The 25,141-nt window shown below is 65.5% G+C and carries 25 protein-coding genes; 12 read left to right on the top strand and 13 right to left on the bottom strand.

From position 1 onward, the window contains the following. The first annotated feature begins 30 nt into the window (after window positions 1–30). The 5 genes from AB4Y35_RS24945 to AB4Y35_RS24925 all read left to right on the top strand — a co-directional run bounded on the left by AB4Y35_RS24945 (window position 31) and on the right by AB4Y35_RS24925 (window position 5,688). Entirely contained in the window at window positions 31–1,386 is a 1,356-nt protein-coding gene (locus AB4Y35_RS24945) for an MFS transporter (protein ID WP_368706413.1), read from the top strand. A 37-nt stretch (window positions 1,387–1,423) separates the two neighbouring features. Then, complete coding sequence (locus AB4Y35_RS24940) at window positions 1,424–2,254, top strand: phosphogluconate dehydrogenase C-terminal domain-containing protein (RefSeq protein ID WP_368689039.1); 831 nt, start codon at window positions 1,424–1,426, stop codon at window positions 2,252–2,254. A 20-nt stretch (window positions 2,255–2,274) separates the two neighbouring features. After that, window positions 2,275–3,519 carry a ribulose-bisphosphate carboxylase large subunit family protein gene (locus AB4Y35_RS24935; RefSeq protein ID WP_368706412.1) on the top strand — a complete coding sequence of 415 codons (1,245 nt, stop codon included), beginning with the start codon at window positions 2,275–2,277 and terminating at the stop codon, window positions 3,517–3,519. Between the two features lie 8 nt (window positions 3,520–3,527). Continuing rightward, a complete protein-coding gene (gene oiaK / locus AB4Y35_RS24930; protein WP_368706411.1) occupies window positions 3,528–4,907 on the top strand; it encodes a 3-oxo-isoapionate kinase OiaK in 1,380 nt (459 codons plus the stop codon). Between the two features lie 73 nt (window positions 4,908–4,980). Further along, complete coding sequence (locus AB4Y35_RS24925) at window positions 4,981–5,688, top strand: transcriptional regulator NanR (RefSeq protein ID WP_069266474.1); 708 nt, start codon at window positions 4,981–4,983, stop codon at window positions 5,686–5,688. Between the two features lie 22 nt (window positions 5,689–5,710). Here AB4Y35_RS24925 and aspA read toward each other — a convergent pair whose 3' ends face one another. From aspA to AB4Y35_RS24895, 6 genes are all read right to left on the bottom strand, one after another. Further along, on the bottom strand, window positions 5,711–7,129 hold the full coding sequence (aspA, locus tag AB4Y35_RS24920) for an aspartate ammonia-lyase (protein ID WP_368706410.1): 1,419 nt from the start codon (window positions 7,127–7,129) through the stop codon (window positions 5,711–5,713). Between the two features lie 28 nt (window positions 7,130–7,157). After that, the gene (locus tag AB4Y35_RS24915; RefSeq protein WP_368706409.1) at window positions 7,158–8,624 is read right to left on the bottom strand and encodes an aspartate/glutamate racemase family protein; all 1,467 of its coding nucleotides are present in this window, start codon (window positions 8,622–8,624) and stop codon (window positions 7,158–7,160) included. Continuing rightward, the gene (locus tag AB4Y35_RS24910; protein ID WP_368706408.1) at window positions 8,621–9,916 is read right to left on the bottom strand and encodes a dicarboxylate/amino acid:cation symporter; all 1,296 of its coding nucleotides are present in this window, start codon (window positions 9,914–9,916) and stop codon (window positions 8,621–8,623) included. Before AB4Y35_RS24910 ends, AB4Y35_RS24915 begins: the two co-directional genes overlap by 4 nt. Before the next feature lie 182 nt (window positions 9,917–10,098). Then, window positions 10,099–11,013 (bottom strand): LysR substrate-binding domain-containing protein, encoded by a 915-nt coding sequence (locus AB4Y35_RS24905; protein ID WP_133184507.1) that lies wholly within the window; start codon window positions 11,011–11,013, stop codon window positions 10,099–10,101. A 179-nt stretch (window positions 11,014–11,192) separates the two neighbouring features. Continuing rightward, window positions 11,193–12,335, bottom strand: a complete 1,143-nt coding sequence (locus tag AB4Y35_RS24900; protein ID WP_368706407.1) for an asparaginase — start codon at window positions 12,333–12,335, stop codon at window positions 11,193–11,195. A gap of 418 nt (window positions 12,336–12,753) precedes the next feature. Continuing rightward, complete coding sequence (locus AB4Y35_RS24895) at window positions 12,754–13,389, bottom strand: LysE family translocator (protein ID WP_368706406.1); 636 nt, start codon at window positions 13,387–13,389, stop codon at window positions 12,754–12,756. 392 nt (window positions 13,390–13,781) lie between these two features. Between AB4Y35_RS24895 and AB4Y35_RS24890 the strand changes: the two genes are divergently transcribed. After that, window positions 13,782–14,006, top strand: coding sequence for a hypothetical protein (locus tag AB4Y35_RS24890; RefSeq protein WP_028205419.1), 225 nt, complete (start codon window positions 13,782–13,784; stop codon window positions 14,004–14,006). 143 nt (window positions 14,007–14,149) lie between these two features. On the opposite strand, the gene AB4Y35_RS24885 is transcribed toward AB4Y35_RS24890, so the two are convergent. Continuing rightward, window positions 14,150–15,463 carry an MFS transporter gene (locus tag AB4Y35_RS24885; RefSeq protein WP_368706405.1) on the bottom strand — a complete coding sequence of 438 codons (1,314 nt, stop codon included), beginning with the start codon at window positions 15,461–15,463 and terminating at the stop codon, window positions 14,150–14,152. A gap of 95 nt (window positions 15,464–15,558) precedes the next feature. Here AB4Y35_RS24885 and AB4Y35_RS24880 point away from each other — a divergent pair, with 95 nt between their 5' ends. Further along, a complete protein-coding gene (locus AB4Y35_RS24880) occupies window positions 15,559–16,464 on the top strand; it encodes a LysR family transcriptional regulator (protein ID WP_368706404.1) in 906 nt (301 codons plus the stop codon). Window positions 16,465–16,477: 13 nt separating this feature from the next. On the opposite strand, the gene AB4Y35_RS24875 is transcribed toward AB4Y35_RS24880, so the two are convergent. Further along, window positions 16,478–17,365 (bottom strand): aldo/keto reductase family oxidoreductase, encoded by an 888-nt coding sequence (locus AB4Y35_RS24875; protein WP_368706403.1) that lies wholly within the window; start codon window positions 17,363–17,365, stop codon window positions 16,478–16,480. Between the two features lie 117 nt (window positions 17,366–17,482). Here AB4Y35_RS24875 and AB4Y35_RS24870 point away from each other — a divergent pair, with 117 nt between their 5' ends. Further along, complete coding sequence (locus AB4Y35_RS24870; RefSeq protein ID WP_368706750.1) at window positions 17,483–18,394, top strand: LysR substrate-binding domain-containing protein; 912 nt, start codon at window positions 17,483–17,485, stop codon at window positions 18,392–18,394. A gap of 83 nt (window positions 18,395–18,477) precedes the next feature. Here the strand turns inward: AB4Y35_RS24870 and AB4Y35_RS24865 are convergent, their stop codons facing one another. Continuing rightward, window positions 18,478–18,975 carry a GAF domain-containing protein gene (locus AB4Y35_RS24865; protein ID WP_368706402.1) on the bottom strand — a complete coding sequence of 166 codons (498 nt, stop codon included), beginning with the start codon at window positions 18,973–18,975 and terminating at the stop codon, window positions 18,478–18,480. Between the two features lie 253 nt (window positions 18,976–19,228). Between AB4Y35_RS24865 and AB4Y35_RS24860 the strand changes: the two genes are divergently transcribed. Together AB4Y35_RS24860 and AB4Y35_RS24855 are read left to right on the top strand one after the other, a co-directional pair. After that, window positions 19,229–20,308 (top strand): tartrate dehydrogenase, encoded by a 1,080-nt coding sequence (locus tag AB4Y35_RS24860; RefSeq protein WP_368706401.1) that lies wholly within the window; start codon window positions 19,229–19,231, stop codon window positions 20,306–20,308. Window positions 20,309–20,324: 16 nt separating this feature from the next. Then, window positions 20,325–21,287: a LysR substrate-binding domain-containing protein gene (locus AB4Y35_RS24855; RefSeq protein WP_368690572.1), complete on the top strand. Its 963-nt coding sequence runs from the start codon at window positions 20,325–20,327 to the stop codon at window positions 21,285–21,287. 18 nt (window positions 21,288–21,305) lie between these two features. Here AB4Y35_RS24855 and AB4Y35_RS24850 read toward each other — a convergent pair whose 3' ends face one another. Next, window positions 21,306–21,566, bottom strand: coding sequence for a hypothetical protein (locus tag AB4Y35_RS24850; protein WP_368690571.1), 261 nt, complete (start codon window positions 21,564–21,566; stop codon window positions 21,306–21,308). 157 nt (window positions 21,567–21,723) lie between these two features. Between AB4Y35_RS24850 and AB4Y35_RS24845 the strand changes: the two genes are divergently transcribed. Both AB4Y35_RS24845 and AB4Y35_RS24840 read left to right on the top strand, forming a co-directional pair. After that, complete coding sequence (locus AB4Y35_RS24845) at window positions 21,724–22,341, top strand: HAD family hydrolase (RefSeq protein ID WP_368706400.1); 618 nt, start codon at window positions 21,724–21,726, stop codon at window positions 22,339–22,341. Window positions 22,342–22,412: 71 nt separating this feature from the next. Further along, on the top strand, window positions 22,413–23,066 hold the full coding sequence (locus AB4Y35_RS24840; protein WP_368706399.1) for a DUF4410 domain-containing protein: 654 nt from the start codon (window positions 22,413–22,415) through the stop codon (window positions 23,064–23,066). 13 nt (window positions 23,067–23,079) lie between these two features. Here the strand turns inward: AB4Y35_RS24840 and AB4Y35_RS24835 are convergent, their stop codons facing one another. The 3 genes from AB4Y35_RS24835 to AB4Y35_RS24825 all read right to left on the bottom strand — a co-directional run bounded on the left by AB4Y35_RS24835 (window position 23,080) and on the right by AB4Y35_RS24825 (window position 25,064). After that, complete coding sequence (locus AB4Y35_RS24835) at window positions 23,080–23,784, bottom strand: glutathione S-transferase N-terminal domain-containing protein (protein ID WP_324162931.1); 705 nt, start codon at window positions 23,782–23,784, stop codon at window positions 23,080–23,082. Window positions 23,785–23,932: 148 nt separating this feature from the next. Then, window positions 23,933–24,244 carry a cupin gene (locus tag AB4Y35_RS24830; RefSeq protein WP_368690567.1) on the bottom strand — a complete coding sequence of 104 codons (312 nt, stop codon included), beginning with the start codon at window positions 24,242–24,244 and terminating at the stop codon, window positions 23,933–23,935. A gap of 46 nt (window positions 24,245–24,290) precedes the next feature. Continuing rightward, window positions 24,291–25,064 carry a hypothetical protein gene (locus AB4Y35_RS24825; RefSeq protein ID WP_368706398.1) on the bottom strand — a complete coding sequence of 258 codons (774 nt, stop codon included), beginning with the start codon at window positions 25,062–25,064 and terminating at the stop codon, window positions 24,291–24,293. Window positions 25,065–25,141: the final 77 nt, after the last annotated feature.

Genomic DNA, 25,141 nt, shown 5'->3' with positions numbered 1-25,141 from the left:
TGTTGCGGATCATCTCGCGGGAGCAAACGCATGCAAGCCGTTTCAGGAAAAGCCGAATCCGCTTTCGAACGTCCGACGATCCGCAAGGTCTCGCTGCGCCTCGTCCCGTTCGTCGCCTTGATGTTCTTCATCAATTTCCTCGACCGCACCGCGATCTCGTTTGCCGGCCCGAACGGCATGGCGCACGATCTCGGTCTCGACGCGGCCCAGTTCGGTTTCGCGGCGGGCGTGTTCTTCATCGGCTACATCTTTCTCGAAGTGCCGAGCAACCTGGCGCTGCATCGCTACGGCGCGCGCCGCTGGCTCGCGCGCATCATGGTGACGTGGGGCGTGGTCGCGCTGCTGCTGGCGTGGGTCGACAGCGCGACCTCGCTCTATGTGCTGCGTTTCCTGCTGGGCGTGGCGGAGGCGGGCTTTTTCCCCGGCGCGATCCTCTTTCTCAGCAACTGGGTGCCGCAGCGCCATCGCAGCCATATCCTCGCGCTGTTCTATCTCGCCCAGCCGCTCACCATCGTGATCGGTGCGCCGTTCGCCGCGCTGCTCATCGGGGCCCATGGCCTGTTTGGCCTGGCGGGCTGGCGCGTGATGTTCATCGGCGTGGCCTTGCCGGCCATCGTGGTGGGCGTGATCGCGTGGTTCTATCTGAGCGATCGTCCCTCGCAGGCGCGCTGGCTCACACGCGACGAACAGGCGTGGCTCGCCGCGGAACTTGAAGCGGAGGCACGCACGAAAGAAGCGGGCGCGGTGCGTCACGGCGCGCATGCGGGAGCGGCCCTGCTGAGCCCGCGCGTGTGGATGTTTTCGCTGATGTACTTCGGGCTCGTCTACGGCCTCTATGCGCTCGCCTTTTTCCTGCCGACCATCATCGGCGGATTCGAAGGGCAGTTCGGCACGCACTTCAACGTGTTCCAGAAGGGACTCATTACGGCCATTCCGTATCTGCCCGCCGCCATCGCGCTCTTCGTCTGGAGCCGCGACGCCACACGCCGCGGCGTGCGCGGCTGGCATGTCGGGATTCCCGCGCTGTTTGGCGCGCTGAGCATTCCGCTCGCGCTCTACATGAAGTCGCCGGCCGCCAGTATTGCCGTCATCACGGTGACGGCCTGCGCCGTGTTCGCCGCGCTGCCGTGCTTCTGGACGCTGCCGGCCCGCTCGCTCTCGGGCGCAGGCGCCGCGGCTGGCATCGCGCTCATCAACACGGTCGGCAATGTGGCGGGCTTCGTCGCGCCTTACGTGACAGGCGCCATGCACGATGCAACCGGCTCCTACCACGCGCCGATGTTCGTCGTCGGTGCATGGATGCTGCTGAGCGCCGTGCTCGCGCTGGCCTTTGCCCGCGAACCGCGCGCATCGCGTGAGCGCGAGCGCGCGCTCGCCGCGAATTGATCGAAGCTGGACTCACGGACTAGCAAGGAGGATGAGCATGAAAGAGAAAATTGCGCTCTTTGGCGCGGGCGGAAAGATGGGCTTCCGCCTTTCGGGCAACCTGCAGAAGTCGGACTACCGCGTGGCGCACGTGGAAGTCGGCGAAGCGGGCCGCAAGCGCCTCAAGGACGAACTGAACATCGACTGCGTGTCGGTCGAAGCGGCGCTCGATGGCGCGCAGGTCGTCATCCTCGCCGTGCCCGATACGCTGATCGGCAAACTGAGCCACGAGATCTCGCCGATGCTGAAGGCCGGCACGATGGTGATGACGCTCGACGCCGCTGCGCCGTTCGCGGGCCATCTGCCGGAGCGGCCCGATCTCACGTACTTCGTTGCGCATCCGTGCCATCCGATCATCTTTAACTACGATGTCGATGAAAAGTCACTTCACGATCACTTCGGCGGTGCGTACGCGAAGCAGTCGATCACGAGCGCGCTGATGCAGGGCCCGGACTCGGCGTTCGATCTCGGCGAGGATGTGGCGAAAACGATCTACGCGCCGATTCTGCGCTCGTATCGCCTGAGCGTGGACCAGATGGCCATGCTCGAGCCGGGCCTCTCCGAAACGGTCTGCGCGACGCTGCTGTACGTGATGCGCGAAGCGATGGACGAGACCATCCAGCGCGGTGTGCCCAAGGAAGCCGCGCGCGACTTCCTGCTCGGCCACATGAACATCCTGAGCGCGGTGATCTTCAACGAAATCCCCGGCGCGTTCTCCGACGCCTGCAACAAGGCGATCGAATTCGGCAAGCCGCGCCTCATGCGCGACGACTGGAAAGGCGTATTCGATCGTGCCGAGATTGCCGAGAGCATTCGCCGCATCACCTGACCCGAAACAGGAATCGCACCGTGACCGAACGTATTCACGCGACTTACTGGCTGGAAACCGGCGATGATCCGCGGCGTGCCGCCGACGTCATCGCCGGAGAGCAGTCGAGCGGCACTTTCGTCGCACTGCCAAACGAAACCCCCGAGCTGAAGGCGCGCTCGGGCGCGCGGGTCGAGCGCCTCGACGTGCTGGAAGCCGTGGACGCGCCGAGCCTGCCCGGCGGCATGCGTTCGGACACGTACACGCGTTGCACGCTCGAACTCTCCTGGCCGATCGGGAATTTCGGCGCGTCGCTGCCGAATTTGATGTCGACCGTTGCGGGCAACCTGTTCGAGTTGCGCCAGGTGTCGGGCCTGAGGCTCACCGGGCTGCGACTGCCGGAATCGTTCGCGGCGGCCTATCCAGGGCCGGCATTTGGCATCGAGGGCACGCGGCGGCTAACGGGCGTGGCGCACGGTCCGCTGATCGGCACGATCATCAAGCCGAGCGTGGGGCTCTCGCCCGAGGAAACCGCACAGCAGGTGCGCGAGCTCGTGCAGGGCGGTATCGACTTTATCAAGGATGACGAACTACAGGCCGACGGCTCCCATTGTCCCTTCGACGAACGCGTGAAGGCGGTGATGCGCGTCGTCAACGAGCACGCCGAGCGCACCGGCAAGAAGGCGATGGTGGCGTTCAATCTCACGGGCGATCTCGACCAGATGCGCCGGCGCCACGATCTCGTGCTCGCGCATGGCGGAACGTGCGTAATGGCCGTGCTCAATTCGGTGGGTATCGTGGGCCTGCAAGAATTGCGGCGGCATTCGCAGTTGCCCATCCACGCGCATCGGGCGGGGTGGGGCTACCTCTCGCGCAGTCCGGCGCTCGGTTGGGACTACGCGCCGTGGCAGATGATCTGGCGTCTCGCCGGCGCGGACCACATGCATGTGAACGGCCTGCGCAACAAGTTCAGCGAACCCGACGACAGCGTGATCGCCGCGGCGCGCGCCGTGCTCGCGCCGGTGATGGCGAGCGCTCCCATGCCGGCCATGCCTGTTTTCAGCTCCGGGCAGACCGGCCTGCAGGCCGCCGATACCTACGCTGCACTCGGCTGCGCGGATCTCATCCACACGGCGGGCGGCGGCATATTCGGACACCCGCAGGGCGTGGCGGCGGGCGTCGATGCGTTGCGCGAAGCCTGGTGTGCTGCCATCGAAGGCATACCGCTGGAGCAGCACGCGCAAAGGCATCCGTCATTGCGTGCGGCGCTCGGCTTCTGGAAGTGAGCAGCGGGATGGCTGAAACAAACCACGCGTCTCTGCCCGAGGGCCTGCTACTCGCGTATTACGGCGACGACTTCACGGGGTCGACCGATGCGATGGAGGCCATGACGGCCGCGGGCATCCCCACCATCCTGTTTCTCGACACGCCAACGCCCGAGGCGCTCGCGCGCTTTCCCGAGGCGCGCTGCGTGGGGATCGCGGGATCGTCGCGCGGGCGCAGCGCCGCGTGGATGCGCGAAATGCTGCCGCAAGCGTTCGCGAGCCTCGCCGCGCTCGGCCCACCGGTGCTGCAGTACAAGGTGTGCTCCACGTTCGATTCGTCGCCCGAGGTGGGTTCGATCGGTGCCGCGATCGACATCGGCACGCAGTCCATGCCGGGGCACTGGTCGCCGATGGTGATCGGCGCGCCGCGCCTGAAGCGCTATCAGGTGTTCGGCAATCTCTTCGCAGCCGTCGACGGCGTCGGCTATCGCCTCGACCGTCATCCGACGATGTCGCGCCACCCCGTGACGCCGATGGACGAAGCCGATCTGCGCCGCCATCTCGCGCGGCAGACGGCGCGCCGCATCGAACTCGTCGACATGCTTCAGTTGCGCGCCGGGGAGGGCGCCGCACGCGTGGGCATGCTATGCGCGGACGATACCCCCGTCGTGCTGATCGATGTGCTCGACGACGAAACGTTGGCAGAAGCGGGCCGCCTCGTTTGGGAAGCGCGCGGAGAAGGGGTGTTTACGGCCTCTTCGTCGGGCCTCCAGTATGCGCTGGCCGCGTACTGGCGCTCGCGAGGCTGGCTGCCTGCTGCGCCGTCGCTGCCCGCGGCGAGTCCGGTCGAGGCGGTTGGCGTGGTGAGCGGCAGTTGTTCGCCTGTTACCGCGGCGCAGATTGGCTGGGCACGCCAGCACGGTTTTCACGTGGATCGGCTCGACCTCGCGCGTGCCCTCGATCCGCAGGCAGGACCCGCTGAGATCGAGCGGGCCGCAGGTGCCGCTACGCAAGCCATCATCAATGGAAGCAGTGCCGTGGTCCACAGTGCGGAAGGCCCGGACGACCCGGTCGTGCGCGGCTTCGACGAGATTGCGCGGCGCTGCGGACGCACGCGCCAGGACGCCGCCCGCGAGGTCGGCCGCGCGCTCGCGGAGGTGATGCGGCGCATGCTCGACCGCACCGGCGTCTCACGCGTGGTGGTTGCGGGCGGTGACAGTTCGGGCGAGGTCGCGAGCGCGCTGGGCATTGACGCGCTCAGCGTGGCGGCGGGCGTGGCGCCCGGTGCGCCGCTGTGCCGGGCGTGGTCGAGCACCGCCGCGCGCGATGGCCTCGAAATCGTGCTCAAGGGCGGACAGATCGGCCAGGCCGACTTCTTTGGCACCGTGCGCGAGGGGCAGGCGAAGTGATGCGGCGGTGACGTGGTGGCCGGCGGCACGGTGTGGTATTGTCATTACACCAGACGTTTACAGTACCACTGCAATGGGCGAGATCATTCCACGTCGCAAGCTATACCAGGAAGTCGTCGACCGGCTCATGGAACGCATTCGTGCGGGCGAGATCGCGCCCGGCGCGCAGTTGCCGTCCGAGCGCGAGTTGATGGAGATATACGGCGTCGGCCGGCCGGCGGTGCGCGAAGCGCTGCAGGCGCTGGAGCGTTCCGGCATCGTCGAGATCGTGCATGGTGAGCGCGCCCGCGTGGTCGTGCCGACCGCTGATCGCCTGATTGCCCAGATTGCCGGCGGCGCGCTGCATCTGCTGCGCACCCAGCCCGACATGCTCGAGCACCTCAAGCATGCCCGGCTCTTTCTCGAAACCGGCACCGCACGCATGGCAGCCGAGCGGGCCACGGAAGAAGACGTCGCACGGCTTCAGTTGAGCGTGGCGCAGCATCGCGCGTCCATGGTCAATCTCGCGGAATTCATCGAGAGGGACATGGCGTTCCACCGCGAAATTGCGAAGATCAGCGGCAACCCGATTTTTCCGTCGATTGTGGAGTCGTTGTTCCGTTGGGCGGGCGAATACTACCAGCCGCTCGTGCGTGCGCCAGGCGTCGAGGAACTCACGCTCACCGAACATCAACGCATCGTCGATGCGATCGCGGCACGTGACGGCGACGCCGCCGAGGCGGCGATGCGCGCCCATCTGACGCGCGCCAACGAACTCTACCGTACGCAAGGCCGCAATTAGCAATACGGTGGCCGGCCGGTCACTACTCGAGCGGCAGGTGATGCCTCGGCTGCGTCAGCATCGTGGGCTTGAGAATGTCTTCGAGTTGCGCCCGCGTGAGCAACCCTCTCTCGATGACGATCTCGGCGACGCTCCTTCCCGATACGAGCGCTTCCTGGGCTACCTGCGTCGCATTCGTATAGCCGATGTACGGATTCAGCGCAGTCACGATGCCGATGGAATTTTCAACGAGCGAACGAAGCCGCTCGCGATTGGCTGTGATCCCGTCGACACACCTCGACGCCAGGGTGAGGCATCCCGCACGCAGGTGCGCCACGCTCTTGAACAGGCTGTGCGCAATGACCGGCTCGAACGCATTCAACTGCAATTGACCGGCCTCCGCGGCAAAGCTCACCGTCACGTCATTGCCGATGACTTCGAAAGCGATCTGGTTCACCACCTCCGGAATGACCGGATTGACCTTGCCCGGCATGATGCTGGAGCCCGCCTGCACCGGCGGCAGATTGATTTCACCAAGGCCTGCGCGCGGGCCGCTCGAAAGCAGGCGAAGGTCATTGCAGGTCTTCGAGAGCTTGACGGCCACGCGCTTGAGCACGCCCGACAGCTGCACGAACGAGCCGACGTCCTGGGTCGCCTCCACGAGATTGGGCGACGTCGTCACAGGGATACCCGTGACGCTGGCCAAATGGCGGCAGACGAGCGGCGCATAGTCGGGCGACGTGTTGATGCCCGTGCCGATCGCCGTGGCGCCCAGGTTGATTTCGCAGATCAGTTTCGACGCTTCGCGCAGACGTTCCTGGTCTTCCTCGAGCATGACTGCAAAGGTGCTGAACTCCTGTCCCAGGGTCATGGGGACCGCGTCCTGCAACTGGGTTCGCCCCATCTTCAGATCGTCGTGAAACTCCACTGCCTTCCGCTCGAACGACGCGCGCAGGACACCCATCGCATCGACCAGTTGCGCGATGCCCATATACGTGGCGATTTTCAGCGCAGTCGGATAAACGTCGTTGGTGCTTTGCCCCAGATTCACGTCTTCGTTTGGGTGCAGTACCTTGTAGTCCCCGCGTGCGTGGCCAAGATGTTCGAGCGCGAGATTGGCGATCACCTCGTTCGCGTTCATGTTGGTCGACGTGCCGGCCCCGCCCTGGATCACGTCGACGACGAACTGGTCGTGCGCGACCCCCTTACGAATCTGCTGGCACGCGTGAACGATCGCCTTCATCTTGTGCTCGGGGAGCAGCCGCAACTCGCAGTTCGCTATCGCCGCGGCTTCTTTCACATACGCCAGGGCGTTGACCAGATTCGGATAAGTCGAGATCGGAATGCCGGTAATCGGAAAATTGGCGAGCGCGCGAAGCGTATGGACTCCGTAATAGACTTCGTTGGGCACGGCGAGGTCGCCGAGAAGGTCGTGCTCGATGCGTTCAGAACGATTGGACATTGCTTTGCTCCGTTGGAGAATATTCGGGTCAAGCGAGGGTCGCGTCCGCCGACAATGCGTACGCGATGCAGCGTCGAGCGAGAACGTCGGTGGGATCGACCAGCCTGACGCGCGCGCCGCCGCTGCCCACGAATTCACTGCCGGTCAACAGGAGCGGGAGTTCGGTGCACCCAAGGACGACGACTTCAACGCCTTCGGCAATCAGTCCTTCCATGGCGGCAGCGATGTCCTCCTGACACTGCCCCGTCGTCAATCCCGCCTTGACGCCATGTTTTCCGTAGATGGCTTCCATCACGCGCTCCTGCAGCGCCGGGGAGGGCACGACCTGACGAAGATCCTGCGATTCGAGCGCCTTTCGATAGACCCCGCTCTCGATCGTGCCCGATGTCGCAAGCACGCCGACATCACGCAGCGCCGGATACGTCTCGCGCAGGTAGCCGACCGTGACCGTCAACATGTTCACAATCGGGATGTTGAGGTAAGGCTGGATGCGCTCGACGAATGCATGCGCGGTGTTGCACGGAATCGCGATGATGTCCGCGCCGCCGTCTTCGAGCCGCTTGCACGTCGCGTACAGCGAGACCGTTGGGTCCGCGCCGTCGCCAAGCAGATTTTCGGTGCGGTCCGGAATCTGCGGGTTTTGTTCGACCAGCAGCTTGATGTGGTCCTGGTCGCGCGTGGCGGGCGTATTGCGGACGATCTTCTGCAGAAAATCGACCGTCGCCGCGGGGCCTACACCGCCCACGACCCCAACCTTGAAGGCGTGTGACGGCGAACCGTAACCGCCAGAAACGACGTACTGCGCATACGCGAGGTTGGCATCGACGAGCGGCACGCCCAACGGGCCGATTTCATCCGCAACCAGGGCGATTTCCGTCATGCCGGGCACGATCACCTGGGCACCTTGCCCGACCAGATCGCGGCAAGCCTCGCGCAACAGCTCGACCGGCCGCCCGCGCAGATTCCCGCTCTTGATGCCGTCCGATCCATATACCGCTTCCGTAACCGCATCGAAATGTGCATCGCATCGAGGGTGGATGACTTCGAACTCGGGGGGCGCAAAGTACTGTTCAAACAAACGCTTTTCCCGCGTGTAGTCGGAGGCGAGTATGCCGATACGGCTTGCGCCCGGGAACTTGCGCCGCACATGGCTGCGAACCGCCTCGATCATGTCCACGATCTGCAAGCGCGTGTTCGCGCGCAGTTCGTCGATGAAGGTGTGACTGAGAAAGCACGGCAGCACCACAGTCGTCACGCCGCGCTTCTCGAAGTCCCGGATCATCTCGAAGATATACAGCTTGCGTTCCGTCGTCGCGCTGCTTCCGGCGCCCGAGTTGGGAAATGGCGACTGCTGAAAAATTGCGTCGAAGTGCTCGGCATCGGTCGATGCGGGCGTCGCCTTCACCAGTTTGAAGAAGACATCGGCGCTCGCCAGCGGCCCGAGGCCGCCGACAATACCGAACTTGCGCTTGTGGCCGGCGACATCCGAAGTCATTTTGCTCCACCTTGCGCCGGGCCGAAAATCTGTTCGCCATCCTCAATGAAGTCGGCAGCGTTGCTCTCTCGCGCGCCTTCCCACTTCGCGATCACAGCGGTCGCCACGCTGTTGCCGATCACATTGGTCATCGTGCGGCCCATGTCGAGGATCTGGTCGATCGCAAGCACCATGGCGACCCCTTCGACCGGCAAATGGAACATCGGCGCCACTGCCGCGACCACCACCACCGAGCCGCGCGGCACGCTGGCCATGCCCTTGCTGCTGAGCATCAGCACGAGCAGCATGAAGAATTGCTGCGAGATCGGCATGTTGACCCCGAACGCCTGGGCGATAAAGATGGCCGCAAACGCCTGATACATCATCGAGCCGTCCAGATTGAACGCATAGCCCAGCGGCAGCGTGAAGCCGACGACTTTCTTGTCGACGCCAAAGCGCTCCAGCTGCTCGGTCAGCCGCGGATAGGCCGCCTCGCTGCTCGCGGTCGCAAACGCGATCATGGCGGGTTCACGCACCGCCTTGAGCAAGGCGCCGACGCGACGGCCGAGGAACAGATAGCCGACGATCACCAGGATCGCCCACAGCACGACGAGCCCCAGATAGAAGGAGCCAATCAACTTGCCATACGTGTAGATGACGTCGAGGCCGCGCAGCGTCACCGCCGAGGCGATCGCACCGAACACGCCGAGGGGCGCCGCACGCATGACGTAGTTCGTCACGCGCAGCATGACGGGCACCATGCCTTCGATCATCTCGATCACGACCTTGACGCGCGCGTCTCGCTTCGTTGCGCTCAGACCCAGGCCGAGGAAGACGGAGAACACCAGGATCTGCAGGATATCGTTGCGCGCCATGGCGTCGAGCAGGCTGGTCGGAAAGGCGTGGGTCAAGACGTCCCTGAAGTTCAGGGCCGAGGTATTCAGGCCGGTATCGACTTCACCGCTACCCGCCACCATGTGCAGGCCAGCCCCCGGCTGCAGGAGGTTGGCGAAGACGAGGCCCACGGTGAGCGAAATCAGCGACGCGCAAACGAACCAGCCCACCGAACGCAAACCGATGCGGCCGACGTCCTGGCCGCTGTCCATGCCGGCGAGGCCCGACACCAGCGTGACGAACACCAGTGGCGCGATGATCATCTTGATGAGACGCAGGAAGATGTCCGTGATGATCGAGAAGTATCCTGCAATGGCTTTGAGTGTCGCCGGGTCGGACGTACTGGCGTGACAGGCGTAGCCCGCAATGACGCCCAGTATCATGCCAACGGCGATATAAACGGTGAGGCGATTTTTCATTTCCGTCTGTCCTTGAGTGACGCAAGGTGGTCGAGACATGACCGGTGTACGTTGAGAGACGCCGGGAGCGAGATCGACTGCGACCTCGGTCAGGCGTTGGGAGGCATATTAGGGGTGCCAAAAGAAGCGATGATGCCGTTGCTGCATGTGCGTATGCGAATTTTGCATAACGCGGGAAAACCCTAGACGCCGGTCTGTAGAACCGCGCGAAGATGCTGCCAGAGCGTGTCGAGAAACTCACTGCGATTCGATGCGTCGCGGTAGACGCGCAGCTCGATATCCAGATTCCAGTGGGTCGGACCTGCGGGCACCAGTTCACCCGCATCCAGTTCCGCGGCTATCGCGCTCTTCGGCAGCCACGCCATCCCTTCGCCTTCCATGACCATTTTTTTGAGCACCTCGGCCATGTCCGATTCATAGTGAAGCAACAAGGAAGGCGCAGAGGGCGCCCGGGCAAGCAGCACTGCGAGGCATCGGCCGAAATAGCTCGTTTCCGTGTATGAAATGTGAGGCAATGGCTGTTTTGCCGTTCCCGGCAGTCGATACATCGGCGCGGAACGCAGGTTTGGCCGGCTGGCCGGCATGAGCGTGTCGATACCCACCGTGAGATGCTCATACTTCGCGGGATCGAGATGCAAGGGCAGTTCAGGGTGGTGGTAGGCGAACATCAGTTCGCAGTTGCCGTTCACGAGCGTCAGGATCGAGTCGTGCACATTGGCCGGCACCACGCGCGCGCGCACGTCGCCGAAGTGGGCGGAAAGCGCTTTGAGCCACGCAGGCAGAAAATTCAGCGCGATCGTGTGGCCGGCGGCAATCTGGAGACTCTTGCCGCCGATCCGTTTTTCAGTCCGGATGATGGCGCGTGTATCGAAGAGTTTGTTCAGGATGTCTTCAGCGACTTCGCGGAAGAGTTGTCCTGCGGGCGTCAACACCGGGGGGAAGCTGCTGCGATCGATCAGTTCCGCCCCGACCCATTGCTCCAGCGATTGAATGCGCCGGCTGAATCCGGACTGGGTCACATTGCGGAACTCCGCAGCGCGCGAAAAGCTCTGGTATTGAGCAAGGGCGATGAAGTCCTCGACCCACTTGATTTCCATACGTATGGCCCGCCTTCCGGGAAGCGAAATACCGTTTTCAGGAAGCTCCGATCTTACGCTGGTACCGTTGCACCAGGTCGCGTCGAGGACTGCGCCTGACCTGGCGAAGGTCCGCGACGGTATCCAGGCGCATTGCGCCCGCACTCACCCAATGCAGACGCAATCCTCACCGGCTTCGGTCAGTAAGTCGTAGAGAACGCAGCCTGCACCTGCGCGGGCGACGTGATCCCATTGGCGATCAGCAGTTGGGTCAGCAAGCGGGCCTTCTCGGGATTGAGATCGAGCGAGGCGACAAACCCGCTCTTGTCATCGTCGACTTCGACGTTGCGGTTCACAAAGCCCGACCCAACCCGCGAGGACCGAACGACGACGACGCCCATTTTTGCGGCGCGCTGCATGGCCAGCATGGCGGCATTGGAAACGTCGCCGTCACCGACCCCGGCGATCACGATCCCCTTCGCCTTGTCGGCGATCGCATGGTCGATCTGTGTCGCGTCCATGTTGCTGTGCGCGAAGACGATCTCGACCCGGGGCAATTGTCCGTCGACGGGCAGCGTGTAGGGAGGCTTGCGAGCCGCGAGGACGGGCGCAACGAAGCGGATCGACGCCGGATCCACGTAGCCGATTGGCCCGGCGTTGGGAGAGAGAAACGTCTGAAGGGAAGTCGTATTCGTTTTGGTGATCCAGCGCGGATCATGAATCGTATCGTTCATGACCACCATCACGCCCCGCCCCTGCGACTGGGGGCTGGCGGCAACCTCAACGGCTTCGAGGAGGTTGTTGGGGCCGTCGGCACTGGTGACGCCGCCCGGTCGCATCGATCCCACCAGAACGACAGGCCTGGTGGAATGGATAACGTTCTTCAGAAAGAACGCGGTTTCCTCCATCGTGTCCGTGCCATGCGTGATCACGACACCGTCTGCCTCGCCGCGATCAAAGATCTCATTGATGCGTTTGGCCAGCTGAAACCAGACCTTGTCGTTCATGTCCTGCGAGCCGATATTCGAAATCTGCTCTGCCGAGATCGTGGCGAATTTCTCGATGCCAGGTACATCCTTGATCAACTGTTGCCCGGTGCGCTCGCCCGAGTTGTATCCGATTGCGGAACGGGCATCCGCCGTGCCGGAGATCGTGCCGCCGGTTGCCAGCACGATGACGCGCGGAAGTTGTTTCATCTGGCCGGAGGCGTTCGTTGATTGTTCGGCGCCGGTGTCCGCGGCCGCGGCGGACGCGCAATAGAGTGGAAGGGCAAGGAAGAGGGCCAATGCGGCGGCAATGGTCGGTCGACATTGAGCCGAAACGGGGTGCGCGAATTTATTCATGATCGTGTGCAAACGGAAGAGACCTTAGACGGAAGGAACGGCGAACTCACCGGCTCGTCGACGAACTGAACAAAGCGGGCGATCCCACGACTCCGAATTCGATGGGCGGCGCGATGGATCACGCCTCACACCAGAGTCAGACCGGATGGTAGAAGCGGTCAAAAAAAGGACGATGCGGGGGTGACATGTCCCTATGCGAGATTCGCATAACGTGGGAAAACCCTGGCCTCGCCGACGTGCCAGGCCAGTCTCTTCGGTCTGGAGCAGGGTAGCTCCATATCCGTAGCAGTCCGGAATAATTTGTGCGTGAGTGGAGGCGTTTCTCATCGCCCCAGGTCGGACCAGCGACTACCGGCCGGCCGACCTGGTGCATGCATCCGGGAAAGCGCGCCACGACCATCGCGCCGCCCAGCGAGCCTTACTGCCGAAGCAAAGCCATCATCGCGCCAAACCCGACGAATACCCCGCCCGTCACGCGATTGAACGCTTTCGCCACGCGACGGCTCTTGAGCGTCGCGCCGATGCGCGTGCCGAAACCCGCGTAGACGAGATACCAGCTCACTTCGCACACGGCGAAGGTCGCAACGAGCACGCCGAACTGCGGCAGCACCGGTCGGGTCGCGTCGATGAACTGCGGCAGGAGCGCCGCCGCGAAGAGGATCGCCTTCGGGTTGCTGCCGCCGACGAAAAAGCCGTTGCGATAGAGCGCGAACGGTGAGCGCACGGGTCGCGCGGCCACACGTTCGGCAACGTCGGCGGCGGCCTCGGGCACGGGTGCGCCCCACGCCCTGATGCCCAGGTACACGAGGTACGCGGCGCCGATGAAGCGCAGCGCGTTGAACATGGTCGGCCACGCTTGCAGGAACACGCCGAGCCCGGCCGCCGAGACGGCCAGCATCAGAACCAGTGCGGAAAGGCAACCGGCCATGGTCGCGCTGGTGCGGCGCAGTCCGTACTGCGCGCCGTGCGACATGATGAGCAGCATGTTGGGACCGGGGATGGCGCAGACGACGAAGACGGTGACGAGGAACAGCCACCAGGTATGCAGATTCATTGCAGCGACGAGATCAAAGAGGGCTGGAATACGGCGAAGGGACGATTATGCCAGCGGACGGCGCGCGCCAGGCCGCGGCCCGCAGGCTGGCGACGAATCAGCGTGGGGGGAAACGCGAGGCAGCAAAAAGAAAAGCCCGCAGTGAATGCGGGCTTGAACCATGCCAAGGGAGACATGGAGGAGACAACTTCACTATAGTCAAACAATTGACGCGTCGCAATATACGTTCGTATATAACATCGTTAATCATTGTCAGATTAATGAGTTAGTGATTGATGCGGCCATCGGGCAGGCACACAATGAAGCGGCGCGTCGCTGGATGGAAGGTGCGGCGCACGGGGGGCGAGACATCGCCTCGTCAGCCCGGAGCGGGTTTCAACTGGAGGGATGAAATGGGCATTCTGGACAAGGTGGGTGAAATTGCCGGTGCGGTCGCCGCTGTGGAAGGCGCCGAGAAGCTCGATCCGAACGCGGGCTTCCTGACCAAGGCAGCCGCCGCGGTTGCCGGTTTCGAGGGCGCCAAGGAAGTCGAGCAGCTTGTCGAGAAGAAGGAAGACGAAAAGCCCGCCGACGACAACACCGCGCAGCCTGCGGATGGGTCGGATCAGCAGACGTGAGCGCATTGCGGCGCGCATGACGGTTTGACCGGGGAGTCTCGCGCGCTTCGCTTCGTATGGCTGCGTGTCGTTCGATACGCGAGTGGCAGTACAGATACAGGAAAGCCGCGGCTGGATCAGCCGCGGCTTTTTCATTGGACCACTCACCGGGCGGGCCGCCAGCGCCCAGAACCCGGCGACGCGCGATAAACGAAGCCCAGCGCGATGACCGCCACCGTGAAGCCGAGTGCGACGAGGCACACGCCGCTCCAGCGCGCCGTGGCCCACGCCGCGCCGGCCATGAGCGCGCCGGCCGCGCCGCCGATGAAGAACATCCCCACGAAAATCGCGTTGAGCCGGCCGCGCGCGGCGGGGTTGAGCAGGTTGATCGCGCGCCGCCCGAGCGTCTGGTCGGCGATGACGCCCGCATCGAGCGCAGCCGCGCCCGCAACGAGCAGGCCGAGTGCCAGCGCGGGATGCGCGGCGGGCGCAAAGCCGCCCCAGCCCGCGCCCGCCACGCCCAGCAGCACGACCGCGCCGAGCATCGTCGCGTGCGCGGCGTATTGCACCGCGCGTCCCGCGCCATGGTCGCCCAGCCGGCCCGCGAGCGGCGTGACGATCGCGCCGCTCGCACCCGCCAGCGCAAACGCGGCAATGCCGTTCATGCCGAGCGAAAACGGCGGCTGCGACAGCAGCAAGGCGACCGCGGTCCAGAACGCGGAGAAGGCGCCCAGTGCAAGCGCCGCAAGCAAGGCGCTGCGCCGCAGAACGCGCTCGGTGCGCAGCAACGTCCAGAGCGAATAGAGCAGATCGGCGTAGCGCGCCGTCACGCCCGGCATGCGCCGCGGCGTGCGCACAAAGAGGACCACCGCGAGCAGGGCGTCGGCCACCGCTTCGATGCCGTAGAACGCGCGCCAGCCCAGCGTTCCCGCAATCAGGCTGGCGAGCGGCCGTGACAGCAGGATGCCCAGCATCAGGCCGCTCATCACGTTGCCGACGGCCCGCCCGCGCTGGCTTTCGGGCGCCATCGAAGCGGCCATCGGTACGAGCATCTGGATCACACTCGAAGTCGCACCCGCGAGGAACGCGGCGGCAAGAAAGAGCGGTCCCGAGCGCGCCAGTGCCGCGAGGGCCAGAAAGACGGAGCACGCAAGCAGCGTGCGAAAAATCAGGCGGCGGTTTTCGAGCAGATCGCAGAGCGGCACGAGCAGCAGCAGGCCGGCCGCGTAGCCGAACTGCGGCAGCATGGCGACCGCGCCGACGAATTCGGGGCGCAACTGCAGCGACTGGCTCACGAGCCCCGCGAGCGGCTGGGCCGCAGACAGATTGACGACGATCACACCGACGGCGGCGGCGAAGAACAGTGTCATCGGCAGCGTGAGCGTGGCGTGATTGGCGTGATTGGGCTGGTTGGCATGGCTCGCGGGGGCGGCTTCGCGCGCCATCGCACGCGTACAGGTTTCAGCAGGGTGCTCCATCGATTGGCTCCGCAACGTGGCAACTCCAGCTATCGTAGGGAGCGTCACGTTATGCGACAATTGAATTATCGCGATAATCTTTATGCGGAGTCGTTGTGAACACTCGAGATCTGGAAGCCTTCGTGGCGGTGGTCGAAAGCGGCTCGCTCGTGCGGGCGTCGGAGCGGCTGTTCCTGACGCAACCGGGCCTCACGCGCCGCGTGCAGAACCTGGAGACGACGCTCGGCATCGAGCTTCTGGACCGCCAGAGCAAGCCCCTCAAGCCCACGGCCGCGGGTAACGAGGTATACGGCCTCGCGCGCTCGGTTCTGCGTGCGGTGGACGACCTGATGTCGGTCGCCTCGCCGGAGAGCGAGCCGGTCGGCGAGCTCAAGCTCGGCGTGCCGCCGTTTCTCTCGGAACTGGCGCTCGAACAGCCCGTCGATCAATTGCGCGGCGAGTTTCCCAAGTTGACGCTGCGCGTGAGGGCGGGCTGGTCGCCAGGCCTCCTCGACGAGGTCGAGCGTGCGCGGCTCGATGCGGCCGTGATCCTGCTGCCCGCCGCGGTGATGCCTCCGGAGGGCGTGGTCGCGACCCAGCTCGGCTACACGCCGACCCTCGTCGTCGCGGCGCGCTCGTTTGGTTTGCCCGACGAGCCCACCACGCTCGCCGCGCTCGCGCACCATCCGTGGGTGCTGAACCAGGACGGCTGCGGGATGCGCTCGGCGCTGAGCCGCGCCATGGGCATGGCGGGTCTGCCGTTCAACGTCGCGGTCGAGGCCTTCGGCTCGGAACTGCAGCTTTCGCTGGTCGCGCGCGGCATGGGCGTCGGGCTCGCCGCGCCGCAGGCGCTTGCCCGCAGCCCGCTGCGCGACCAGCTGCAGATCATCGACGCGACCGACTTCCGCTCGGGCCTGAACGTGTGGCTCGTGCACGGGGCGCTGCCGGGGCGCCTCGTGCGGCCGGTCGCGCTGATCCGCGACGCGCTGGCCAACAAGCTGGAGACGGCCGAAGTGGCGTGACGGCGCAGCGCCCTCAGGCGTGAGCGCCGTTGCCGCTGCTGCCGATGGCGTCGAGTTCGGCGAGCACGTCGTCGTTCAGGTCGAGCTGCGCGGCCGCTACGTTCTCGCGCAGATGCGAAAGCGTGGACGTGCCCGGAATCAGCAGGATGTTGGGCGAGCGCCGCAGCAGCCACGCCAGCGCGAGCGCCATCGGCGTGACTTCGAGGCGCGCGGCCACCGCCGAAAGCGCCGACGACTGAATCGGCGTAAAGCCGCCGAGCGGAAAGAACGGCACGTAGGCGATGCCTTGCTCGGCCAAGGTGTCGATCAGTGCGTCGTCGTCGCGGTGCACGAGGTTGTAGTGGTTCTGCACGCACACGATCGGCACGAGGCGCTGCGCCGCCGCGATCTGCGCGGCGGTCGCGTTGGACATGCCGACGTTGCGCACGAGACCGCGCTCGCGCAGCCGGGCGAGCGCCTCGACCTGCTTTTCCACGGGGCCTTCGGACGGTTTGTGGACGTCGCCCATGATGCGCAGGTTGACCACATCGAGCGCGTCGAGGCCCAGGTTGCGCAGGTTGTCGTGCACGGCGCGCTCGATGTCGGCGGGTTCCAGTGCCGGCAGCCAGGCGCCCTTGTCGTCGCGCACGGCGCCCACCTTGGTGACGATCGTGAGGTTCGGCGCATACGGATGCAGCGCCTCGCGGATGATCTGGTTCGTCACGTGCGGGCCGTAGAAGTCGCTCGTGTCGATGTGGTCGACGCCCAGTTCCAGCGCCTCGCGCAGTACCGCGACGGCTTGTGCGCGGTCCTTCGGGGGCCCGAACACGCCGGGGCCGGCCAGTTGCATGGCGCCATAGCCCATGCGGTTCACCTGGCGGCCGGCCAGTTCATAGGTGCTTGCGGGTTTGCGGTTCGGCATTGCGTACTCCTCGGTTGACGAATGTCCGCAGTATGGGCGCCTTCGAATTGTCCGATAATCCCATCTGATCAGAACAGGCTGTGCGGAAAATCGAACAGTGCAGGGTGAACCATGCCGATGGAAATGAACGATCTGGCCGCTTTCGTTTCGGTGGCGCGCGCGTGCGGCTTTCGCGACGCGGCGCGCGTGGGCGGCGTTTCGGCGTCGAGCCTGAGTGCCGCGGTGCGCAGGCTGGAGGCGAAGCTCGGGCTGCGGCTGTTGAACCGCACCACGCGCAGCGTCGCGCCGACCGAGGCGGGGCAGCGTCTGCTCGAATCGATCACGCCGCTTTTCAGCGAGATGGAAGCGGCGCTCGACGTGCTCAACGGCTACCGCGAAAAGCCGGCGGGCACGCTCAAGCTCAACGTGCCCGCGAGCGCGGCGCGCACCATCCTGCCGGGCGTGCTCGCGCCGTTTCATCGCGCGTATCCCGAGATCCGCGTCGAGGTGGTGGTGGAGGACGGCTTCGTCGACGTGCTGCAGATCGGCTGCGACGCCGGGATCCGCTACGACGAGCGGCTCGAGCAGGACATGATCGCGATTCCCATCGGTCCGCGCGTGGAGCGCTTCGCGACGGTCGCCTCACCCGCGTATCTCGCGGCGCGCGGGCGGCCTGAACACCCGCGCGAGCTGCTCGACCACGCGTGTCTGCGCGTGCAGTTCGCGGGCGGCGCGATGCCGCTCTGGCATTTCGAGCGCGACGGCGAAGTGCTGCGCCTCGACCCGCCCACGCCGCTCGTCGTGCGCCCCGGCGCGGCGCTCGACCTGCTGATCAACATGGCGCTCGATGGCGTCGGCATCGTGTATCTGTATGAAGAGATGTTGCTGCCGCATATCCGCAGCGGCGCGCTCGTGCGCCTGCTCGACGACTGGGCCGTGTCGTTTCCGGGGCCGTTTCTCTACTACCCAGGGCGGCGGCACCTGCCGGCGCCGCTGCGCGCGTTCGTCGACTTCGTCAAGGCGAATGCGCAGGACGATTCGGCGTCCTGAGTACGCGTCGAGCGATTCAGGACGCCCACTCGGGAAGACGCGGCGTCGTGCGCCTAACCACGCATAACGACGCATAACGACGCCTAGCGGCGCTTCATGCCGTACTCGATGAACGTGCGGCACAGCAATTCCATGCCTTTTGCGTCCTCTTCGTCGAAGCGCGCGAGATGCGGGCTGTCCACGTCCCATACGCCGATCAGCTCGCCGTCCGGCGTGACGAGGGGCACGACGATTTCCGACTGCGAAGCCGAATCGCACGCAATGTGGCCCGCGAACGCGTGCACGTCGGGCACGACCTGCGTTTGCCGCGTGGCCGCGGCCGTGCCGCATACGCCCTTGCCCAGGGGAATGCGCACGCACGCCGGTTTGCCCTGGAACGGGCCGACCACGAGCTCTTTGCCGTCGAACGAATAAAAGCCCGCCCAGTTCAGGCCTTCGAGCGAATGAAACACGAGCGAAGCGAAGTTCGCGGCGTTCGCGATGACGTCGCTTTCGCCTTCGATCAGCGAGCGCGCCTGCGCGGCCAGCGATTCGTAGAGGGCGGGTTTGTCGGAGGGAAGGGTGTCGGAAAGCGAGAACATAAGTCGGTCGATCAGGATATGCGCCGTTGCAGCGAAAGGCGCGGTGGAGCCAAACGAGATTTTAGGCGAGATCGGCTATCGGCAGGAAATCGTCGGGCGCTGAACAGGGTGCGTCCATGGACCGTAGCGCGCCCTCGTGCGATTATTCACGTTTCGTGTTGAATCTATCCACGCCTGCGGGGCTGGTTGCTGGCGGTTTTTCGGGCATGCTGGCGCATCAGGACAGAATCAACACAGAAACGGAGAACGCGACATGAGCAAGACATTCAAAATCGCCGCCATCGCCGGCGACGGTATCGGCCAGGAAGTGATGCCCGAGGGCGTGCGCGTGGTCGAGGCGGCGGCCGCGAAGTTCGGTCTGAACCTCGAAATCACCCATTTCGACTGGGCGAGCTGCGACTACTACCTGCAGCACGGCAAGATGATGCCCGACGACTGGTTCGCCACGCTCAAGGGCTTCGACGCGATCTATTTCGGCGCGGTCGGCTGGCCCGACAAGGTGCCCGATCACATCTCGCTGTGGGGCTCGCTCCTGAAGTTCCGCCGCGAGTTCGACCAGTACGTCAACCTGCGCCCGGTGCGTCTGCTGCCCGGCGTGCCGTGCCCGCTCGCCAACCGCAAGCCCGGCGATATCGACTTTTTCGTGGTGCGCGAGAACACCGAGGGCGAGTACAGCTCGGTGGGCGGCAAGATGTTCGAAGGCACCGAGCGCGAGTTCGTGTTGCAGGAGTCGGTGTTCACGCGCCACGGCGTCGACCGCATTCTCAAGTACGCGTTCGAACTCGCGAACCAGCGCGGCCGCAAGAAACTCACGGCGGCCACGAAGTCCAACGGCATCTCGATCAGCATGCCGTATTGGGACGAGCGCGTAGCGGCGATGGGCGAGGCGTATCCCGAGGTGAAGTGGGACAAGCAGCACATCGATATTCTGTGCGCGCGTTTCGTGCTGCAGCCGGACCGCTTCGACGTGGTCGTCGCCTCGAACCTCTTCGGCGACATCCTTTCGGACCTCGGCCCCGCCTGCACGGGCACGATCGGTCTGGCGGCTTCGGCTAACCTGAATCCCGAGCGCAAGTTCCCGTCGCTGTTCGAACCCGTGCACGGCTCCGCGCCCGACATCTTCGGCAAGCAGATCGCCAACCCGATCGCGATGATCTGGTCGGGCGCGATGATGCTCGAGTTCCTCGGCAACGGCGACGCGCAATACAAGGCCGCGCACGACGCGATCATGCAGGCCATCGAGAAGGTGCTGGTGGAAGGCCCGCGCACGCCCGACATGGGCGGCACGGCGAACACGACTGCGCTCGGCGAAGCGGTAGCCGCCGCGCTGTGACGCCGCGGTGACGCGTATGCCGGACGCACCGAAAGCGCCGAAATCCGTCGCATCGCCGGAGCTCGACGACTTGCGCGTGTTCTGCATGGTCGCGCGCAAGGCGAGCTTCACCGCGGCGGCCGAAGCGCTGGCGGCGTCGCCGGCCTATGTCAGCAAGCGCGTGGGCGTGCTCGAGGCGCGCCTCGGCACGCGCCTGTTGCACCGCTCGACGCGGCGCGTCGCGATGACCGAGGCGGGCGAGCGCGTCTATGCGTCGGCGGGCAAGATCCTCGACGACGTCGAGCGCCTCGTGGACGACGTCTCCACCACGCGGCGCATTCCGCGCGGCACGCTGCGCGTGTCGAGCAGTTTCGGCTTTGGCCGCAACTTCCTCGCGCCCGCGCTCGCGGGGCTGTCCGAGCGTTATCCGCAACTGAGCGTGCGCCTCGAGCTGTTCGACCGGCTCGTCGATGTGGCGGGCGAGGGCTTCGATCTCGACGTGCGTATCGGCGACGAGATCGCCGGCCATCTGATCGCGCGGCGTCTCGCCACGAACTATCGCGTGCTCTGCGCCGCGCCCGCGTATCTCGCGCGGCGCGGCGCGCCACAGGAGGTCGCCGATCTCGCCGAACACGCGTGTCTCGCGATCAAGGAGCGCGATCATCCGTTCGGCGTTTGGCGCCTGAACACGCATGGCGAGACAGTCTCGGTGAAGGTGGCGGGGCCCCTCTCGACCAATCACGGCGAGGTCGCCGTGCAGTGGGCGCTGGCGGGCCGCGGCATCGTGCTGCGCTCGATGTGGGACGTCGCGCCATTGCTGGAGAGCGGGCGCCTGCAGCGCGTGCTGCCCGGCGTGACGCAGCCGGCCAATGTCTGGGCCGTGTACCCGGCGCGCCTCGCGCAGTCCGCGAAAGTGCGCGTGTGCGTGAATCATCTGGAGGAAACGTTCGCGCGCATCGGCATTGCCGTGCCCGCAAACGAGGACGAGAGCGGGCGCTGAGCGGGTTCGGCGGGTCCCTTACTCGCTTTCGGGGAGACCGAGCGCCTTGCGCTCGCGACGTTCCTCGTTACCGCGCCGCGCGCGCTGGCGCTGGCGCGAAAGCACGGTGATGATCTGGCCGGTGGTGGCGTCGGCGGGGATTTCGTTGCGGATCACGTTCGCGACCATCGGCAGCCCCTTGCGCTGGCGGTGCAGCGCCTGCGCGATCGCCTGGCGGCACGCTGGCCCGTGGCAATCCCATTCGTCGCGCAGTTTTCCGCAGTAACGGCAGGTGTCCATGCATCCCAGTTTACCCAAAATCGATTGAGGGTTTAGGGGCGCGATCAGCGTCGCGCGGCGCGCGTGCCACTCGTGCGCCGCCTGGCGCGGCCCGGCGGTATGATCGGCTGCGGATGTGGCGGGACCGCGGTTCGAATTAGCGTGGCGGGAGCGGCAGATGGCGGCGATCGGCGTAGTCCTGTTCGACATGGAGGGCGTGCTGTCGTACTACGATCGCGACGCGCGCGTGGCGAGCCTCGCGGCCGCCACCGGCGCGCCGCCCGCAACGGTGCGTCACGCGATCTGGGGCTCGGGTCTCGAAGCGCGCGCCGACGCGGGCGAGATCGACCCCGACGCTTATCTGCGCGCGCTCGGCGCGATGCTCGGATGCGAGGTGGGCCGCGAGGCGTGGCTCGCGGCGCGGCGCGCGTCGATCACGCCGAACGAGGCGGCGCTCGCGCTGGCGCAGCGCGTGGCCGCGCGCTGCCGCATCGCCGTGCTGACCAACAACTGTTCGCTCGTCACGCATCACCTCGACTATCTGAATCCGCCCGTGGCGCGGCTGTTCGGTTCGCAGGTCTATTCGTCGGCGACGTTCGGCGCGGTCAAGCCCGCCGCGCAGACCTACCTGGGCTGCGTTGCCCAGCTCGGCGCACAGCCCCAGGAAACGCTCTTCATCGACGACAGCGAAGCGAACGTCACGGGCGCGCTCGACGCGGGGTTGCAGGCGTGCCACTTTGTCGAAGCCGATGCGCTCGCGAGCGACCTGGCGCGGCTCGGGCTGATCGACGCTTGATGGCCGTGCTGCACGCGCGGCCACGGCATGAATGAATCGATGGATGGCTGGCGAACGTACGGGAGCTTGCGATGAAGATGCAATGGAACTGGAAGCTGGTCGCGACACTCTGGCTGTGCGCGTTCGCGCCGCTCGCCGCGGCTCAACAACCGGGCGCGCCGCTCGTCTACGTGACGGACTTCGAACTCGACGCGGCCAACGTCAAGCAGGATTCGAATCCTGTGGAGAATGCGCGCGAGCGCATGGGCGGCTTGCTGCCACGACTGCGCCACCGCGACCCGCAGCAGCAGGCCGATCAGGTCGTCACGAAAATGGCCGACGCGCTGGTGAACGACCTGCGCGAGAAGGGCCTCGACGCGCGCCGCCTGCCCAGCGGCACGCCGCTACCCGCGCAGGGCTGGCTGGTGCGCGGCGTCTTTCTGAGCGTGGACGAAGGCAACAGCATGCGGCGCGCGGTGGTGGGTTTCGGCTCGGGTGCGAGCCAGATCGAGCTGGCGGTGGCCGTGGACAACCTCGCCACCCAGGCGCCGCAGCCGCTTTATCAGGTGATCGACAGCGAGTCGAGCCACGCCAAGCCGGGCGCCGGCGCGGCCATCAAGCTCAATCCCTATGTGGCGGCGGCCAAATTCGTGCTGGCGCGCGCCGATGACCGCAAGAACGTGGACCGCGCGGCGGCCGAAGTGGCCGACTCGGTCGCGGCGCGCGTGAAAGCGGCGCCGCAATGACGCCCCGGGCGCGTTAGCCGCGCGGCGGAATGTTGAGCCCGCGCGCGACCGCCGGCCGCGCGACGAATGCTTCGAGCACGCGCGCGACGTTCCTGAAGTCGGCGTAACCCACGAGGTCGCCGGCCTCGTAGAAGCCAACAAGGTTGCGCACCCAACCAAACGTGGCGATATCGGCGATGGTGTACTCGTCGCCCATGATCCACTTGCGCCCTTCGAGGCGCTGGTCGAGCACGGCGAGCAGGCGACGCGACTCGGCGACGTAGCGGTCGCGCGGACGCTTGTCCTCGTACTCCTTGCCCGCGAACTTATGGAAGAAGCCCACCTGGCCGAACATCGGGCCAATGCCGCCCATCTGGAACATGACCCACTGGATCGTCTCGTAGCGCGCCGCGCCTTCACGGGCGAGGAAGCGGCCGCTCTTGTCGGCGAGATAGATGAGGATCGCGCCCGATTCGAACAGCGCGAGCGGCTCGCCGCCCGGGCCGTTCGGATCGAGGATCGCGGGAATCTTGTTGTTGGGGTTCAGCGAGAGGAATTCCGGCGACATCTGGTCGTTCGCGTCGAAGCGCACCAGATGCGGCTCATAAGGCAGGCCGCTTTCCTCGAGCATGATCGAGACCTTGACGCCATTGGGCGTGGGCAGCGAATAAAGCTGGATGCGCTCGGGGTGAAGCGCCGGCCACTTGCGGGTGATGGGAAAGGCGGAAAGGTCGTTCATGCGGGGTCCTTGAAGGCCTTCAGCGGCTGGGCGCAGGCCGTGCAAGGCGCGCCGCGGCCTGTTCGAGAGGCGGGGGTGGAGTCAGGCCGCCAAGTTTAGTGGAAATGGCGCGTGCCGTCTTTTCGCCGCATTGCGTGGATTTCGCGGCTTACACGCTACCTTCGCGCTCGACCACGAGAATGCGCGCCTCGCCGCGCGGATGCGCGACATGCTCGCAGCCCACGCCCGCAAAGAACACGTCGCCGGCTTCGAGCACTGCGACCTGCTCCGCGCCGTCTTCGCGGTAATGCATGTCGACCACGCCGTCGAGCACGGCGAACACTTCCTCGCCGTCGTTGACGTGCCATTTATACGGCTGGTCGGTCCAGTGCAGGCGCACGGTGGTGCCGTTCATGTTGGCGATATCGAGCGCCCCCCAGGGGCGGGTGGCGGTGAAGGTTTTCGAGCGGATGACTTTCATGGTGGTACGGCCTTGGGTGTGATCGTGCGGCGCCGCGGAGCGGGGTTCAGGGATTGGCAGGCATGGATTGCGCAAGGCTCATCAGATTGAGCGGTGCGACGCGAATCAGGCCGCCGCGCGGGCTGTCGATATCGGCGATGAGCGTGAGCGACAGTGTCACGGTGATAGGCAGGATGAGCAGCAGCACGCGCCGGCCGACCTGGCCGTGCGCGCCGTAGCCCTGCATCAGGTTGCTGAAGATGGCGATGATGATCATCAGCGCCCACGCGGCGACGGGAATGCGGTTGATCCACGCGGCCTGCGTGTAGCCCTGGGTGTTGATGACGTCGTTCATGCCGGCGACCGCGAGCGCCGTCACCGGATTCGGCTGCGCCTTCGCGGGATCGCGCACGCTTGCCCAGAGTTGCGTCTGAAGCTCGCCGGTGTCCCGGTTGATCTGGTCGAGCGCGCCGACGTCGCGCACGACGTAGAACTGGATGCGCGCCTGAAGGTAGCGCGCGAGCAGCGCCTTGGTCTGGGCCGCCGCCTCGCCGCCAAGCAGCTCGGCGCGCAGATACTGCGTGCCGATCGCGTTGGCTTCCTCTTCCTCGAGGTTCTTGCGCTGGTCGTAGCGGCTCACGGCCATCGAGAGCGTGAAGCCGATCAGGAGCGCGAGCAGCGTGAGCGTCGCGCCCTGCACGATCTTGTAGTTCTCGCGCGCCTCCTCGGCGAGCGGGAAGTAGCGGTGCAGCACGCTCGCACCGAGCCCGGCGGCAAGCGGCAGCACGAGGATCAGCACGATGAACAGCAGCGCGGGGCGCTGGAGGATGAGCGGCGTCATGGAGTCTCCGCGAATTGCGTGAGAGGGACGAAGGCGCTGCAATGCAAATCGGCGTCGCCCGCGCGAGGCGGTGCGAC

Origin of the sequence: Paraburkholderia sp. EG286A (assembly GCF_040965375.1) — a bacterium.
Lineage (GTDB): Bacteria > Pseudomonadota > Gammaproteobacteria > Burkholderiales > Burkholderiaceae > Paraburkholderia.
Note: the sequence above shows the minus strand (reverse complement) of the source record. Positions and strands in the feature narration are given on the sequence as shown.